General features: G+C 68.0%; 14 protein-coding genes and 1 pseudogene. 10 read left to right on the forward strand and 5 right to left on the reverse strand.

The annotated features are described in order from the left end of the window. Positions 1-117: 117 nt before the first annotated feature. Positions 118-387 (forward strand): annotated as a pseudogene (locus N4S67_RS15080) (helix-turn-helix transcriptional regulator); the annotation flags it as partial. Here N4S67_RS15080 and N4S67_RS15085 read toward each other — a convergent pair. Continuing rightward, a complete protein-coding gene (locus N4S67_RS15085) occupies positions 365-1,006 on the reverse strand; it encodes an HD domain-containing protein (protein WP_260993768.1) in 642 nt (213 codons plus the stop codon). The pseudogene N4S67_RS15080 and the gene N4S67_RS15085 overlap by 23 nt on opposite strands. A gap of 83 nt (positions 1,007-1,089) precedes the next feature. Between N4S67_RS15085 and N4S67_RS15090 the strand changes: the two genes are divergently transcribed. Then, the gene (locus tag N4S67_RS15090; RefSeq protein ID WP_260993769.1) at positions 1,090-2,049 is read left to right on the forward strand and encodes a GlxA family transcriptional regulator; all 960 of its coding nucleotides are present in this window, start codon (positions 1,090-1,092) and stop codon (positions 2,047-2,049) included. Positions 2,050-2,052: 3 nt separating this feature from the next. On the opposite strand, the gene N4S67_RS15095 is transcribed toward N4S67_RS15090, so the two are convergent. Both N4S67_RS15095 and N4S67_RS15100 read right to left on the reverse strand, forming a co-directional pair. Beyond that, a complete protein-coding gene (locus tag N4S67_RS15095; RefSeq protein WP_313959949.1) occupies positions 2,053-2,445 on the reverse strand; it encodes an ester cyclase in 393 nt (130 codons plus the stop codon). Between the two features lie 26 nt (positions 2,446-2,471). Then, positions 2,472-3,443, reverse strand: coding sequence for an alpha/beta hydrolase (locus tag N4S67_RS15100; protein ID WP_260993771.1), 972 nt, complete (start codon positions 3,441-3,443; stop codon positions 2,472-2,474). On the opposite strand from N4S67_RS15100, the gene N4S67_RS15105 reads away from it, so the two are divergent. From N4S67_RS15105 to ribD, 8 genes are read left to right on the forward strand one after another with little or no spacing between them, the layout of a single operon-like run. Then, a complete protein-coding gene (locus N4S67_RS15105) occupies positions 3,442-4,161 on the forward strand; it encodes a lysoplasmalogenase (protein WP_260993772.1) in 720 nt (239 codons plus the stop codon). The genes N4S67_RS15100 and N4S67_RS15105 overlap by 2 nt on opposite strands. Before the next feature lie 48 nt (positions 4,162-4,209). Further along, positions 4,210-6,156, forward strand: coding sequence for a primosomal protein N' (locus N4S67_RS15110; RefSeq protein WP_260994050.1), 1,947 nt, complete (start codon positions 4,210-4,212; stop codon positions 6,154-6,156). A 36-nt stretch (positions 6,157-6,192) separates the two neighbouring features. After that, on the forward strand, positions 6,193-8,004 hold the full coding sequence (locus tag N4S67_RS15115; protein WP_260993773.1) for a DUF2207 domain-containing protein: 1,812 nt from the start codon (positions 6,193-6,195) through the stop codon (positions 8,002-8,004). Next, complete coding sequence (locus N4S67_RS15120; RefSeq protein ID WP_260993774.1) at positions 7,998-8,534, forward strand: LemA family protein; 537 nt, start codon at positions 7,998-8,000, stop codon at positions 8,532-8,534. Before N4S67_RS15115 ends, N4S67_RS15120 begins: the two co-directional genes overlap by 7 nt. A gap of 22 nt (positions 8,535-8,556) precedes the next feature. After that, positions 8,557-9,486 carry a methionyl-tRNA formyltransferase gene (gene fmt / locus N4S67_RS15125; protein ID WP_260993775.1) on the forward strand — a complete coding sequence of 310 codons (930 nt, stop codon included), beginning with the start codon at positions 8,557-8,559 and terminating at the stop codon, positions 9,484-9,486. Continuing rightward, entirely contained in the window at positions 9,483-10,850 is a 1,368-nt protein-coding gene (locus tag N4S67_RS15130; protein WP_260993776.1) for an RsmB/NOP family class I SAM-dependent RNA methyltransferase, read from the forward strand. Before fmt ends, N4S67_RS15130 begins: the two co-directional genes overlap by 4 nt. A 5-nt stretch (positions 10,851-10,855) precedes the next feature. Beyond that, the gene (gene rpe, locus N4S67_RS15135; RefSeq protein ID WP_260993777.1) at positions 10,856-11,533 is read left to right on the forward strand and encodes a ribulose-phosphate 3-epimerase; all 678 of its coding nucleotides are present in this window, start codon (positions 10,856-10,858) and stop codon (positions 11,531-11,533) included. Further along, the gene (ribD, locus tag N4S67_RS15140; RefSeq protein ID WP_260993778.1) at positions 11,530-12,531 is read left to right on the forward strand and encodes a bifunctional diaminohydroxyphosphoribosylaminopyrimidine deaminase/5-amino-6-(5-phosphoribosylamino)uracil reductase RibD; all 1,002 of its coding nucleotides are present in this window, start codon (positions 11,530-11,532) and stop codon (positions 12,529-12,531) included. Before rpe ends, ribD begins: the two co-directional genes overlap by 4 nt. Here the strand turns inward: ribD and N4S67_RS15145 are convergent. Together N4S67_RS15145 and N4S67_RS15150 are read right to left on the reverse strand one after the other, a co-directional pair. Continuing rightward, a complete protein-coding gene (locus tag N4S67_RS15145; RefSeq protein ID WP_260993779.1) occupies positions 12,512-13,525 on the reverse strand; it encodes an ABC transporter ATP-binding protein in 1,014 nt (337 codons plus the stop codon). The two genes, ribD and N4S67_RS15145, sit on opposite strands and share 20 nt — an antisense overlap. 3 nt (positions 13,526-13,528) lie before the next feature. Continuing rightward, on the reverse strand, positions 13,529-14,578 hold the full coding sequence (locus N4S67_RS15150) for an ABC transporter permease (protein WP_260993780.1): 1,050 nt from the start codon (positions 14,576-14,578) through the stop codon (positions 13,529-13,531). Positions 14,579-14,616 lie beyond the last annotated feature (38 nt).

The following is a 14,616-nucleotide window of genomic DNA, read 5'->3' on the forward strand; positions in this document are numbered from 1 at the left end:
GATGACCCGCAGACCGTGTTTGGGCCGCAGCGTCAACGTCGCCTCCAATTCCACCGGAAAACCCGGTACGACGTCAAAGGTGAACCGCTGACTCAATGATCGCGGCGGTCAGCACCATTTCCCGACGTCGCGGCCCAACTCGATGTGCACCCGCGCACGCTGCGCCGCCAACTCGCCGACGAGGGCACATCGTTTCGCGCCCTGCTCAACGAGGCCCGCGCAACGCTGGCCGTCGACCTGTTGTGCAACGTGGTCCCGACCGTCGGTGAGGCGTCGAAACGCTTGGGCTACACCGACACGTCGACGTTCTGCCACGCGTTCAAACGCTGGTACGGCGTGCTGCCGAGCGCCTACCCGCGCAGGTCTACTCAGGCCAGCCGTTGTTGAGGATGACTTCGACGAAGTCCTCACGCACGAAATCCGGGTCGAAGTGTGCCAGCACGTCTGCGTTGATCGTGCCGTATGTGCTGTGTGGGCGGTGCAGGTTGCCGTCGGCGAACGCCCGCAGAATACGGCGTTTGAAGTCGGGTCGCGGGTGGGCTGTCGTGACGGCGTCGCGCGCCTCGTCGGGTAGGTCCTCGAGACCGACCCCGACAACGTCGACGGCCACGCCGGCGTGGACAAGCGCGATCTCCGGGTCGAGAAACTCGGGAACGCCCGGCGTGGTGTGCAGCGCAATGGACAACCAGACCTTGCGCACCACCGCGTCGTCGAATCCGCGGTCCCGCAGGAATTTCGCCGCTTCGTTGGCTCCGTCGACCTCGAAGCGAAGAGTGGAATCACCGAAGCCGGTGGTCAGGCCGATGTCGTGGAACATTGCCCCGACGTAGAGCAGTTCGAGGTCGGAGTCGATTCCCAGACGGCGGCCCTGCAGCGCGCCGAACAGAAACACCCGACGGGAGTGGTCGAAAAGCAGATCGTCCTCGACCTCACGAATGTACTCGGTGACTTCTCGCACCAGAGTGGTGTCTGGGATCGCGATTCCCGCGATTGTCTGTGTAGTCATGGCTTCAGTCTCGGCGCGAGGTGGCCGAGTCAGCCGTGTCCGTTGAGCCATCTTTCCCACAAAAAGAGACATAGAATGGTGGCATGGCCGACGAACGCTTCGTTGTATTCGTGGTCTTCGATCACATGAAGCTGCTTGATGCAGCAGGGCCGGCAGAGGTGTTCGCCGAGGCGAATCGATTCGGCGCGTCCTACCGCGTCGCCATGACGTCGGTGGACGGCAAAGACGTGACAACTTCGGTCGGCACGCGGATGGCGGTCGCGTCGTCGATCGGTGCGGTGGAAATGGCGGACACCGTGGTGGTTGCCGGCGGCGACGATCTCGTGGGCCGCCCGATCGATCCGCGATTGGTGGACGCGGTGGCCGATCTGCGGCCGCGGACCCGGCGTATGGCGTCGATCTGCACGGGTTCGTTCATCTTGGCCCGAGCCGGCATCCTCGATGGGCGGCGGGCGACCAGCCATTGGCGGCACACCGGCCTGCTGTCGCGTGCGTATCCGCGAATCCGCGTCGAACCGGACGCAATATTTGTGCGCGACGGCGATATCTACACCTCGGCCGGGGTTTCGGCGGGCATCGACTTGGCGTTAGCGCTCGTCGAAGAGGACTACGGCGCGGATCTCGTTCGTGACGTCGCCCGTTCGTTGGTCGTCTATCTGAAGCGGGCGGGTGGGCAATCGCAGTTCTCCGCGCTCGTCGAATCAGGTCCGCCCCAACGGCCTCAGCTGCGCGTGCTCACCGAGGCGATCGCCGCTGACCCCGGCGCCGACCACACCGTGAAAACGCTTGCGGCACAAGCATCTCTTAGCACAAGGCAACTCACCCGGCTGTTCCACAGCGAACTGGGAACCACCCCCGCCCGCTATGTCGAAACCATCCGCATCGACGTCGCGCGGTCGGCGCTCGATGCCGGTCGCTCGGTGGCGTACTCGGCGCAGGTGGCCGGGTTCGGTAGCGCCGAGACACTGCGGCGGGCCTTCGTAAGCCAGCTGGGTATCTCGCCGAAGGCCTATCGCGACCGGTTCAAGTCGACCGGCGCTTAGGTGTCATGACGTGGCGGCGGTGAGCCGCTGCAACTGTTCGAACGCTGCACGCTCGACGTGGTTGCTCAGCAGCTTCCCGTCCGCACGCACGGCCCACACGGCCGTACCGGTCATAGCGATCACCCGCCCATCGGGATCGGTACCCAGGTAGCCGTTGTTCTTCCCGGTCAGCAGCCACCTCGACGTGACGCGGCTGCCGTCCGCGTTCTGGAAGGATTCGAGGACCTCAAGATGCAGGTCGTCTACCGCGGCGAGGAAGTCGGCGACCCAGTTCTTGAAGTTCTCGCGACCGTGGAGCGGCTCACCGCCGGTGACGATCACGAAGTCGTCGACCACAAAGCGGTCGACAGCCTCCGCGTCATGCGCATTCCAGACCTGGTCCCAGAATGCGTGCACGACGTCAACTGCATTCGTTGTACGCATCACGAATGCAACGCATCACGCAACGCGGATAGTCCTCGCTCCATGGCCTCCGTGGCCGCGGGTACCACGCCCGCGTACCCGAGGTAGCCATGGATCAGCGTCTGCGCATTGTGCAACTCGACGGGCACACCCGCAGCGGTCAGCAGCTCGGCGTAGCGGATGCCGTCGTCGCGAAGGGGGTCATGGCCTGCCACGGCGATATAGGCGGGCGCGAGGTCAGCCAGTGTCTGTGCCCGCGCTGGTGCCAACGTCGCCGGCATGTCGGCCAGGTGCAGGTTGCCGGCCAGCTCACCCAGATACCAGCGGGACAACCCCGCTACTGCGCCGCCGCCGAGGATCGGGGCGTCGGCGTTCTCGGTGAACGACGGCAGCGACGTGTCCCATGTCGTCGCCGGATACCAGAGCAATTGGAATCGAATCGGCGGGCCGCCTGCATCGCGGGCCAACATCGCGACCACCGCGGCGAGGTTGCCGCCTGCAGAGTCGCCTGCCACCGCCAAACGCTCGGCGTCGACACCCAATTCGTCGGCGTGCGCGGCCACCCACTGCGTCGCGGCCCACACGTCGTCGACCGCGGCGGGGTACGGGTGTTCGGGTGCCAACCGGTAGTCCACCGACACCACCACAGCGCCCGCGGCCACCGCGTGCGTGCGCGCCTCGCCGTCGTAGGAGTCGAGATCGCCCACCGCCCAGCCACCGCCGTGGATGAACACCACTACCGGCGGTGGATCCTGTGATTCGAGGGGCGGCCGGTACACCCGCAGTGCGATCTTGCCTGCAGGCCCGTCGATAGCGCGATCCTCGGCCTGCACCTCCGGATGGAGCGGGCGGCGCGGCAGGTCGCGGAACCGCTTCCGTGCTGCCTCTACACCTCCATCGGTTGTCAAATGGAACGGCACCGCCTCCAGTACCTTCAGCAGGATGGCGTCTATGGGTTCCGGGCTGGCGGGCCCTTCATCGGCTGCGGACATGGGGACACCGTACGCAGCCCCACGCACGCGACGGTTGTGGGTGGCGGCCGCCGTCGTTGCGGCCTGCTATGGAGTCTTCCTGATCGTGACCGCGCTGCGCCTACCAGCGGGCTCCGAACTGACCGGGCAGTTCCCGCTGCAGCCCGCAGTCAAGGCGCTGGCCGCCGTGCTGCTGGCCCTCGCGGCGCTGACGCATCCGATTGCGCGAGAACGGCGCTGGCTGGTCGCCGCGCTGGCGTGCTCGGCCGCCGGCGACTACTTCCTCGCAATGCCGTGGTGGGAGCCGTCGTTCGTGCTGGGTCTCGGCGCGTTCCTCGTCGCGCACCTGTGCTTCCTTGCCGCGTTGCTGCCGCTGGCCACGTGGTCCGCACCCAGGCTCGCCGCCGCGGGACTCACCCTCGTGGCCTGTCTGGCACTGCTGGTGTGGTTCTGGCCGCGTCTGATCGCCGACGGGATGGCGGTACCCGTGACGCTCTACATCGCGGTACTCGGCGCGATGGTGTGCACGGCGCTGCTGGCCCGGCTACCGACGCCATGGACGGCGCTGGGCGCGGTCTGCTTCGCGGTGTCCGACGCCATGATCGGTATCGGCAGGTTCGTTCTGCGTTCCGAGTCCCTTGCCGTACCGATCTGGTGGGCGTATGCGGTGTCGCTGCTGTTGATCACCGCAGGGTTCTTCGTGGGTCGGGCGTCTGAGCCGTCTGCTACATCTGCGTAGGTGACGAGCATTCAGGCCGAACACGAGCCGATCGCGCGCGTGCTGCCAATGCTGACGGTGCCGCACCTCGACCGAGATTTCGACTACCTGGTGTCGGCCGAGCAGTCCGACGACGCACAACCCGGCGTCCGGGTGCGGGTGCGGTTCCACGGTCGACTGGTCGACGCGTTTGTGCTCGAAAGACGTTCGGACACAGACCATGTCGGCAAGCTGGGCTGGCTTGACCGAGTGGTATCGGCGGAACCGGTGCTGACGCCCGAAGTGCGCAGGCTGATCGACGCTGTCGCAGCGCGGTACGCGGGCACCCGCGCCGACGTCGTGCGGCTGGCCGTTCCACCGCGGCACGGAAGCGTCGAAAAGCAGGCACCTGCGGAACTCGCGCCGCTGGCCGCCAAGCCCGTTGACACCACCGCGTGGGCCGCCTACGCCCGCGGCGAGCAGTATCTAAGCGCTGTGCAGGACGGCCGCGCTGCCCGTGCGGTATGGCAGGCGCTGCCGGGAGAGCCATGGGCTCAGCGACTGGCGGAGGCCGCGGCGGTCGCGGTGAACTCGGGGCGCGGGGTGCTGGCCGTCCTCCCAGATCAGCGAGACGTCGACATGCTGCATGCGGCCGCGATCCAGACGGTCGACGAGACTCGGGTGGTCGCACTGTCGGCGGGTCTGGGTCCCGCCGCCCGCTACCGGCGGTGGCTTTCGGTGCTGCGCGGCAGCGCCCGGCTGGTGATCGGTACGCGCAGCGCGGTGTTCGCGCCTGTCGCCGATCTCGGCCTGGTGATGGTCTGGGACGACGGGGACGACACGCTGTCCGAACCGCGCGCGCCCTACCCGCACGCCCGCGAGGTGGCGATGCTGCGCGCGCACCAGCTTCGGTGCGCGGCGCTCATCGGCGGGTACGCGCGCACCGCCGAAGCCCAGGCACTGGTCCGCAGCCGCTGGGCCCACGACCTGGTGGCCCCCCGCTCGGTGGTCCGCGCGCACTCGCCGCGTGTGGTCGCACTCGAAGACAGCGGCTTCGCCCAGGAACGCGATCCCGCCGCGCACACCGCTCGCCTGCCGTCGATGGCGCTGCGCACCGCCCGCACCGCGCTCGAGAATCAGGCGCCGGTGCTGGTGCAGGTGCCGCGGCGGGGCTACGTGCCCGCCCTGGCATGTGCCCGCTGCCGGGCCGTTGCGCGGTGCAGGCACTGCACCGGTCCGCTGTCTCTGCCCGATCGGCAGACGGCCGGGGCGGTGTGCCGATGGTGCGGCCGCGATCAACCCGCACTGCGTTGTGCGCGTTGCGGTTCGGACGCGGTGCGCGCCGTGGTCGTCGGGGCGCGCCGCACGGCAGAAGAGCTCGGAAGGGCGTTTCCCGGCGTCACAGTCATCACCTCGGGCGGTGACGCGATGGTGGCCTCGGTGCCTGCCGAACCGGCCGTCGTCGTCGCGACGCCGGGCGCGGAACCGAGAGCCGACGGCGGCTACGGCGCGGCGCTGCTCCTCGACAGCTGGGCACTGCTCGGACGGCAGGACCTGCGTGCGGCAGAGGACACCCTGCGCCGGTGGATGGCCGCCGCCACTCTGGTCCGTGACCGTGGAGCGGGCGGGGCGGTCGCGGTGGTGGCCGAGACGGCGATCCCCACCGTGCAGGCCCTGATCCGGTGGGATCCCGTCAGCCATGCCGACGCCGAACTCGAGTCCCGCACGGAGGTGGGCCTGCCGCCCGCGGCGCACATGGCTGCCGTCGACGGTGCGCCCGACGCGGTGCACGCGATGCTCGAGACCGCCGAGTTGCCGGAAGCGGCGCAGCTTCTCGGTCCGGTCGACCTGCCGGTCGGCGCTCGACGGCCACCCGGCATGCCCGCCGACAGTCCGGTGAGTCGCATGCTGGTGCGGGTGCCGCGCGACGGCGGACTCGAGCTGGCGGCGGCGCTGCGACGGGCGACGGTGATCCTAAGCGCCCGGCACGACCAGCAGCCGGTTCGTGTGCAAATCGACCCGTTGCACATAGGGTAATTCGACGCAATGCGACACGTCGGACAGGAGTTGAGTATGCGGCGGATCCTCCTGGCCCTGATCCCTCTGGCACTGATCGCATTTGGAGTGCTGTGGCCGCTCGTTTTCCGCGGCGGGTCGGAGGCCTCAGACGTCGTTGATCCCGTGCAGTTCAGCAACTACCGCGCCGATTTCGTCGTCAACGCCGATGGCGATCTCGACGCGGTAGAGCGGATCACCGCCGAGTTCCCCGGCGGGCGTCACGGCATCTTCCGGTACTGGGACGTGACGAATCCGAACAGCCCGCACGTGCGGCAGGAGCCGGAGATCACCTCTATACAGCTCGACGGGGAGTGGGTCTCCTACCAGAAGCTGTGGGAGGACGCCGACCGCTTCGTCGTGGCGAAAATCGGTGATCCCGACAAGTACCTTTCTCCGGGCACGCACGAATTCGAGATCCGCTACATCGTCGACGGCGTACTCGATCCCGGGAGCACCGGCGCCGACAAGACCTTCGCCACGTCGACCGGTGAGCCGACCACTGTCGGGTCGGTGTTCTTCTGGAACGTCATCGCCCCCGCGTGGAACAACCGCATCGACGAAGCTGACATCTCGATAACGCTGCCCGACAACGTCTCTGGCGTACAGTGCTCTGTCGGTTACGGCGTCGGCAGGGCCTGCAGCGACCTGACGGTGCAGGGGGACACGGTCGTCCGACTGTCGGCGTCGAACATCCCGCCGCGCACCCCGCTGACAGTGCGGGCGAGCGTCGACATGCCGGCCCCGCCGCGCACGGAACTGCCTTGGTCGTATGAATGGGACCGCATCCTCGGACGGTCGATGACCGGTGTCCTCTGGGTCGCGGGATTGACGTTGGCGTTCGGCGTCTGCGCGGCCCTCTGGTACCGCACGACCGTCGAACCGTCGCCGGGGTTCCCGTTGCAGTACGGGCCACCACCGGGACTCGGTCCGGTGCAGACCGAATACATCCGCACCGAGAGCGTTCCGAAGAACGGCTTGACCGCCACGCTGTTCTACCTCGCCGATCGCGGGCTCGTCGATCTACGGCAGATCGGCGTCAAGCAGTGGAACGTTCGCGGCACGGCGGAGAAAAGCGCTTGGGCTGACGTCGATCCGGTGAGCGTGGCCGTCGGTTCGGCGCTCAAGGTGATGGGGCCCGACACGGAATTCGAGGCCGAACACACCGTCAAGGCGGGCGAGAAGCTCACCAGGGCCAAAAAGGACATGGCCGACGCCGTGGAGAACTGGGCTTTCGACAACGGCCTGATGGTCAAGCGCAAGAAGGAACTGTGGATTCGCACGGTCAACGCCCTCGCCTTCCTGGCAATGGTGTTCGGCTTCTTCTGCTGGCCCTTCCCGAACACGATGTGGGCGCTGCCCTTCGCCGCGTTCTTCCTGTTGTCGGTGGGGTCGTGGAAGGACGGCGTCGGCATGCGACGCACCGAAGCCGGACGCGAACTGTGGTCGCGCGCGGGCGGTTTCCATCGCATGCTGACGACCGACTCGGCCGAGGCCCGCTTCGACTTCGGAGCTCGCAAAGATCTCTACATGGCCTACGTACCGTTCGCCGTGGCGGCCGGAGCGGCGGCGCTGTGGGCGAAAAAGTACGAGGCCACCACCGGCGCCGCTGCGCCGCAACCGGATTGGTACCACTCGTCGTCGGCGACAAGTTGGGGTTATGTCGGCGGTTCGGGGCAGACGAATTTCGACAGCTTCGAATCGGCGTTGTCGTCGTCCATCGGCGCCTATACGGCGTCCCAGGCCTCGTCGTCGTCCTCGAGCAGCGGCAGCAGCTTCAGCGGCGGTGGCGGAGGCGGCGGTGGCGGGGGAGGTGGCGGATCGTGGTGAGTGCGCTTCTGATCATCGCGCTGGCACTGGCGGTGTTGGCGTTGGTCGTTGTCATCGTGGGCTACAACAAGATTCGAGCGGCAGACGTACGGGTTGCCGAAGCGCTGTCGGGTGTCGACGTGGAGCTGACACGACGCGCGTCGCTGATTCCCAGCCTGGTGCACACCGTGCAGACGTTCGCCGTCCACGAGAAGGGGATCCTCGACCACGTCACGAACGCCCGAGCTGCGCTTGCCTCTGCGACGACCGGCAAGTCGGTGGCCCAGCGCAGCGCCGCCGAAAAAGACCTCGACAGTGCGCTGGCGCCGCTGCTGGCGCTGGGTCAGAGCTACCCCCAGCTCAATTCGTCGAACAATTTTCTCAACCTGCAGGACAACCTGGCCGACACCGAGAACAAGCTGGCCTTCGCACGCCAGTACTACAACGACTCGGTGGCCGGCCTCAACCGGCTGATCGCGACCATCCCGTGGATGTTCGTCGCTCCGCTGACCGGGGTGTCGGAGCGGGAGTACTACCAGACCCCGCGCTGAACACGATCCCTAGACTGTGCCGGTGCGTCTCGTCTTCGCCGGCACTCCCGAGCCCGCAGTGCCCGCCCTGCAGAAACTCGTGGAATCGCCACGCCACGACGTCGTGGCCGTACTGACGCGCCCCGACGCGGCCTCGGGCAGGCGCGCCAAGCCGTCGCCGTCGCCTGTGGCCCGGTTCGCGATGGAACACGACATCCCCGTGCTGCGGCCTGCCCGACCGAACGCCGATGAATTCGTCGCCCAGTTGAGCAAGCTCGAGCCAGAGTGCTGTGCGGTCGTCGCGTACGGCGCGCTGCTGAGCGAGCGGCTGCTCGCGGTGCCCACGCACGGGTGGATCAACCTGCACTTCTCGATTCTGCCCGCGTGGCGTGGGGCAGCGCCCGTACAGGCGGCCATCGCGGCGGGCGACACGGTGACCGGCGCGACCACCTTCCAGATCGAACCGGCGCTCGACAGCGGCCCCGTATTCGGGGTGGTGACCGAGACCATCCGGCCAACCGACACCGCAGGTGAACTCCTTGACCGGCTGTCGATGTCGGGTGCGACGCTGCTCGCGACGACGCTCGACGGCATCGCCGACGGTTCCCTGACACCCGTGCCGCAACCGCAGGACGGTATCAGCGTCGCGCCCAAGATCACCGTCGACGAGGCAAGAGTGCGGTGGGACCTGCCCGCCCACGTCGTCGACCGTCGGATCCGTTCTGTCACACCGACCCCCGGTGCCTGGACGATGATCGGCGACCTGCGGGTCAAGCTCGGGCCGGTCACCATCGACGAGTCCGCGGATGCCCTGGCACCGGGAGCCATCCGTGCCGACCGCGACGGCGTGCACATCGGCACAGGGTCGCAGCCGGTGGTGCTCGGCATGATCCAGCCGCCCGGCAAGAAGCTGATGAACGCCGCCGATTGGGCCCGCGGCGCCCGTCTCGATGAATCGACGCGAGCCGAATGACGCGGCCTCAGGGCAGACGTCCGCGACGCAAACCGCTGGATCCCGCCCGCCGCGCCGCGTTTGACGTCCTGCGCGCGGTGTCGGAGCAGGACGCCTACGCGAACCTCGCCTTGCCGCCGATCCTGCGCGACCGCGGGATCACCGGTCGTGACGCCGCGTTCGCCACCGAATTGGCCTACGGTGCGTGTCGCACCCGCGGACTGCTCGACGCTGTCATCAGTTCTGCCGCAGGCCGCTCGACCGACGACATCGACGCGGTCCTGCTGGACCTGCTGCGACTGGGCACCTACCAGCTGCTGCGCACCCGCGTCGAACAGCACGCCGCCGTATCCACCACGGTCGAACAGGCCGGTGTCGAATTCGACTCGGCACGAGCGGGTTTCGTCAACGGGGTGTTGCGCACCATCGCCCGCCGCGACGAGAAGTCCTGGGTGGCCGAACTGGCACCCGACCCGACCGCCGACCCGGTAGGCCATATCGCCTTCGAGCACGCGCATCCGCGCTGGATCGCTCAGTCGTTCGCCGATGCGCTCGGCGCCCGGGCAGGCGAGCTGAACGCGTTGCTCACCAGCGACGACGAGCGGCCCACCGTGCACCTGGCCGCCCGGCCCGGCGTGTTGACCGCCGAGCAGCTGGCTGAACAGGTCGGCGGAACTGTCGGCCGTTATTCGCCCTATGCGGTCTACCTGTCGGGCGGCGACCCGGGTCGGCTCGCGCCGATCCGCGACGGCTCCGCTCTGGTGCAGGACGAGGGCAGTCAGCTGGTGGCACGGGCAATGACGCTCGCCGAGCTCGACGGGCCCGACTCGGGGCGCTGGCTGGATCTGTGCAGCGGGCCGGGTGGCAAGACCGCGCTGCTTGCGGCTCTGGCGGGGGAGGGCAGGGTGACTGCGGTCGAACCGGCAGCGCGCCGTGCCGACCTCGTCGAGCAGAACACCCGCGGGCTTCCGGTCGACATCGCGCGCGTCGACGGTCGCGACTCCGGACTGGAACCCGGCTTCGACCGCGTGCTGGTGGACGCCCCGTGCACGGGCCTTGGTGCTCTGCGGCGCAGGCCCGAGTCGCGCTGGCGGCGCTCGCCGGCCGACGTGCCGCAACTGGCGAAACTGCAGCGCGAGCTGCTGGCGGCCGCGATCGCGCTGACCCGGCCCGGCGGCGTGGTTCTCTACGCCACGTGTTCGCCGCACGTTGCGGAGACGGTCGGCATCGTGGCCGATGCAGTGCGCCGGCATCCGGTCACCGCCCTGGACACCCGGCCCCTGTTCGCGCCCGTCGACGACTTGGGCGACGGTCCGTATGTCCAGCTGTGGCCCCACCGGCACGGCACCGATGCGATGTTCGCCGCCGCGTTGCAAGTAGGGTGACGACCATGTCGAAGCCGCTGATTGCGCCGTCGATTCTGGCCGCAGACTTCGCCCGGTTGGCCGACGAAGCCGCCGCGGTGCCGGGCGCGGACTGGTTGCACGTCGACGTGATGGACAACCACTTCGTGCCGAATCTGACCATCGGCCAACCCGTCGTCGAGGCGTTGCTGAAGGTGACCGACATCCCGATGGACTGCCATTTGATGATCGAGAACCCCGAGCGCTGGGCACCGCCATACGCCGAAGCGGGCGCCCACAACGTCACCTTTCACGCCGAGGCGACGGACCACCCCGTCGGCGTCGCCCGCGATATCCGCGCAGCCGGAGCCAAGGCCGGACTGTCCGTCAAGCCCGGCACCCCGATTGACCCTTATCTAGAGATTTTGCCCGAGTTCGACACGGTGCTGATCATGTCGGTCGAGCCCGGCTTCGGCGGCCAGAAGTTCATTCCCGAAGTGCTGCCGAAGGTCGGTCTGGTCCGCCGCCTGATCGACGCAGGCGAACTGACCATCGTGGTCGAGATCGACGGCGGCATCAACGACGAGACCATCGAGCAGGCCGCCGAGGCGGGCGTCGACTGCTTCGTCGCCGGCTCCGCCGTGTACAGCGCGCACGACCCCGCCGCCGCGGTGCAGGCATTGCGGCGCAAGGCCGCCGCGGCGTCCAAACATCTGCAGCCATGAACCTCGACGCCGCGATGCGGTTGGCGATTCAGCACGCCGACGGCGTCAAGGGCGGCACCTACCCCAATCCACCGGTCGGCGCGGTCATTCTCGACCGCGATGGCGAGGTTGTCGGTGTCGGCGCAACCGAACCACCCGGGGGGCCGCACGCAGAGGTGCTCGCCTTGCGCCGGGCGGGGGAGCGCGCTACCGGTGGCGCCGCCGTTGTCACGCTCGAGCCGTGCAACCACCAGGGCCGGACGCCGCCGTGCGTCGACGCGCTTGTCGCAGCGGGTGTTTCAAAGGTGGCCTACGCGGTCACCGACCCGAATCCCGTCGCGGCCGGGGGAGCCAGCAGGCTCGCCGAAGCCGGAATCGACGTCGTTGGCGGTGTCTTGGCCGACGAGGCAGCAGGTGGTCCGTTGCGTGAATGGCTGCACAAGCAGCGCACCGGATCACCGCATGTGACATGGAAGTTCGCCACCAGCATCGACGGCCGCAGTGCCGCGGCGGACGGCACCAGCCAGTGGATCACCAGTGAGGCCGCCCGCGCCGACGTGCACCGCCGGCGCGCCGCGGCCGACGCGATCCTTGTCGGCACCGGCACGGTGTTCATCGATGATCCCTTGCTGACGGCCCGCCTGCCCGACGCCTCGCTCGCTGAGCGCCAGCCACTGCGGGTCGTTGTCGGTGAACGCGAAATACCCTCGGAAGCCAAGATTCTCAACGACGACACCCGGACGATGGTGATCCGCACCCGTGATCCGCACGAGGTCCTCAAGGCGTTGTCCGACCGCACCGACGTCCTGCTGGAGGGCGGCCCCACACTGGCGGGGGCCTTCCTTCGGGCCGGGGTGATCGACCGCATTCTGGCCTACGTCGCGCCCATCCTGCTGGGCGGGCCGATCACCGCGATCGACGACGTCGGGGTGCTGTCGATATCACAGGCCCAGCGGTGGCGGTACGACGGTATCGAGCCGATCGGACCTGACCTGCTGCTCAGTCTGATTCCGAGTTAGCCGGCGGCACGTCGAGCGGGCGGTGTTCGATCAGGTCGCGGACCCCGCCGACGCCCAACCGTTCCCGAAACGTCCGCACCGTGTAGCCGACGACCTCGGCATCGGTGCGAGCCCGCGCGGTCGCCGAGCGCGGCAGGTGGAACACCGGACCGATCTCGCCGAAGTAGTCACCGGCCGCCGCCACCCTGAGCAATTCCTCAGCACCGCTGGAGGATTCACGGACGATTTCGAGCTCGCCGTCGGACACGACGTATATCAAGTCGCCCATCGTGCCCTGTTCGAACAGCACGTCGCCTGCCGCCAACCGCGTGGTGTCCGGCGGCCGTTCGGTGGAAGCGAAATCGGGGACGAGTTCGACGACGCGGTCGGCCAACGGCAGAATTCGGCTGTCGTGCGTCGCGACGACAACCATCCGGTCACCTGAGGCGAGTTCCCGGATGAGACGCAACACCTCTTCGACCTGAATGAAGTCCAGGTGCGCGGTCGGTTCGTCGGCGAGGATCAGCGGCGGGTCAAGTGCGATCGCACGTGCGACGGCGACTCGCTGTTGCTGGCCGCCGCTGAGGTCGCCCGGTCGGTGGGTCATGCGCTCCTGGAGGCCGACGCGCGCCAAGAGTTGTCCAGCCCGTTTGTGCGCGGCGCGGCGAGACATCCCGGACGCGGTCAGCGGCACCATCACATTCTCAACAGCGGTCAGACTCGGGACGAGGTTGAACGCCTGGAATACGATGCCCACCGTCTGGCGGCGGTATGTCGACAATCCGCGTGCGTCAAGGGATGTGACGTCGACGTCGCCGAACTTGATTGCGCCTGCGCTGGGCCGCAGAATGCCGCCCAGGCATGACAGCAGTGTCGTCTTGCCACACCCGCTGGGGCCCATCAGGATGACCAGCGATCCCGCGGCCACATCTAGTGAAAAGCCGTCGATCGGACGCACGGTGTCCGCACCGCTGGAGTATTCGACCACCAGATTCTGAATGCTGAGATCACCCATGGGTCAGGGCCCCCCGAACGCGATCGCCGGGTCGACGGACACGGCTCGGTGCAGGCCGGTCGCACTGGCGATCAGCCCGATCACGACGGCGATCAACGGCAGGGCGATGAAGGCCTCCCCGGGCACGATCACCTGCATCGGAAACAGCGGCCCGAGCAGCATCGAGAGCCCGGCGCCGACGAGCGCGGCCAGCAGCGCGACGATCACGGCCTGCAGTGCCAGCCCGGCCGCGATGTTGCGCGTCGGTACGCCGATTGCCTTGAACACCGCGAAGTCTCGCAGTCGCTCCAGTGCGGACAGATAGATCACCGAGCCAACGACCAGTGCCGCCACCACCCAAAGCAACACGGCCACAATGGTGATCGAGTTGACCGCGACCCTCAGCGGCCGCAGGAGGTCGTCGATCGCCCCGGTTCTGTCGATTCCCCGGTAGCCGGGCGGAACTTGTGCAGGTGTACCGCGCACACCGATCGAGGCCACCAAAGGCTCGCCGCCGTAGACCAATTGCTGCGCGCCCTGCGTGGTAAGGAAGATGTTCGGCAGGTTGGCCAGAGCCGTCGAATTCTCGACGATGCCGACGATGCGCAGCTTCCTGGATGCGATCTCGATGTCGTCGCCGATTCTGCGGTCGAGCGTGCTGGACGCGGCGACCTCGTCCGGCGTCGACGGTGGGCGCCCCTCGGATACTGCAGGCATGCCCGGGCCGCGCTGCGGTGCACCGAACAGGTCGGCGTTGCGCGTCGAGTCGCCGAGCGTGACTGTGCCGCCGGCGTACACCAACGGCACTGCGGACTCGACGCCGGGTGTCTCGACCACCCGCTTGAGGTCCACAGGGGCGAACGGTGTCGCGCCGACGAACGGCCCCGATGCGCCGGCCTTCACCAGGAACAGGTCCACACCAAGGGAATCGACGGTCTTCTCGGCTTCGACACGGAACCCGTTCGCCAGGCCGGTGAGAACAAGGGTCATCGCGAAGATGATGGCGGTGGACAGGACCGCGATCACGAAACGCCGCCGTCGCCACTGCATGTCACGCAGGGCGGCAATGAGCATATGGGCGACGTTACCGAGGGGCAGGCGTCGGCGGGTCG

Source organism: Mycobacterium deserti (assembly GCF_025345615.1).
GTDB lineage: Bacteria > Actinomycetota > Actinomycetes > Mycobacteriales > Mycobacteriaceae > Mycobacterium > Mycobacterium deserti.

Coding starts and splice junctions, on each gene's coding strand:
- N4S67_RS15100 (WP_260993771.1), bottom strand. CDS start 3,443: ATGTCCGCAGCCGATGAAGGGCCCGCCAGCCCGGAACCCATAGACGCC.
- rpe (WP_260993777.1), top strand. CDS start 10,856: ATGTCGAAGCCGCTGATTGCGCCGTCGATTCTGGCCGCAGACTTCGCC.
- N4S67_RS15130 (WP_260993776.1), top strand. CDS start 9,483: ATGACGCGGCCTCAGGGCAGACGTCCGCGACGCAAACCGCTGGATCCC.
- ribD (WP_260993778.1), top strand. CDS start 11,530: ATGAACCTCGACGCCGCGATGCGGTTGGCGATTCAGCACGCCGACGGC.
- N4S67_RS15090 (WP_260993769.1), top strand. CDS start 1,090: ATGGCCGACGAACGCTTCGTTGTATTCGTGGTCTTCGATCACATGAAG.
- N4S67_RS15115 (WP_260993773.1), top strand. CDS start 6,193: ATGCGGCGGATCCTCCTGGCCCTGATCCCTCTGGCACTGATCGCATTT.
- N4S67_RS15085 (WP_260993768.1), bottom strand. CDS start 1,006: ATGACTACACAGACAATCGCGGGAATCGCGATCCCAGACACCACTCTG.
- N4S67_RS15110 (WP_260994050.1), top strand. CDS start 4,210: ATGCTGACGGTGCCGCACCTCGACCGAGATTTCGACTACCTGGTGTCG.
- N4S67_RS15150 (WP_260993780.1), bottom strand. CDS start 14,578: ATGCTCATTGCCGCCCTGCGTGACATGCAGTGGCGACGGCGGCGTTTC.
- N4S67_RS15105 (WP_260993772.1), top strand. CDS start 3,442: ATGGGGACACCGTACGCAGCCCCACGCACGCGACGGTTGTGGGTGGCG.
- N4S67_RS15145 (WP_260993779.1), bottom strand. CDS start 13,525: ATGGGTGATCTCAGCATTCAGAATCTGGTGGTCGAATACTCCAGCGGT.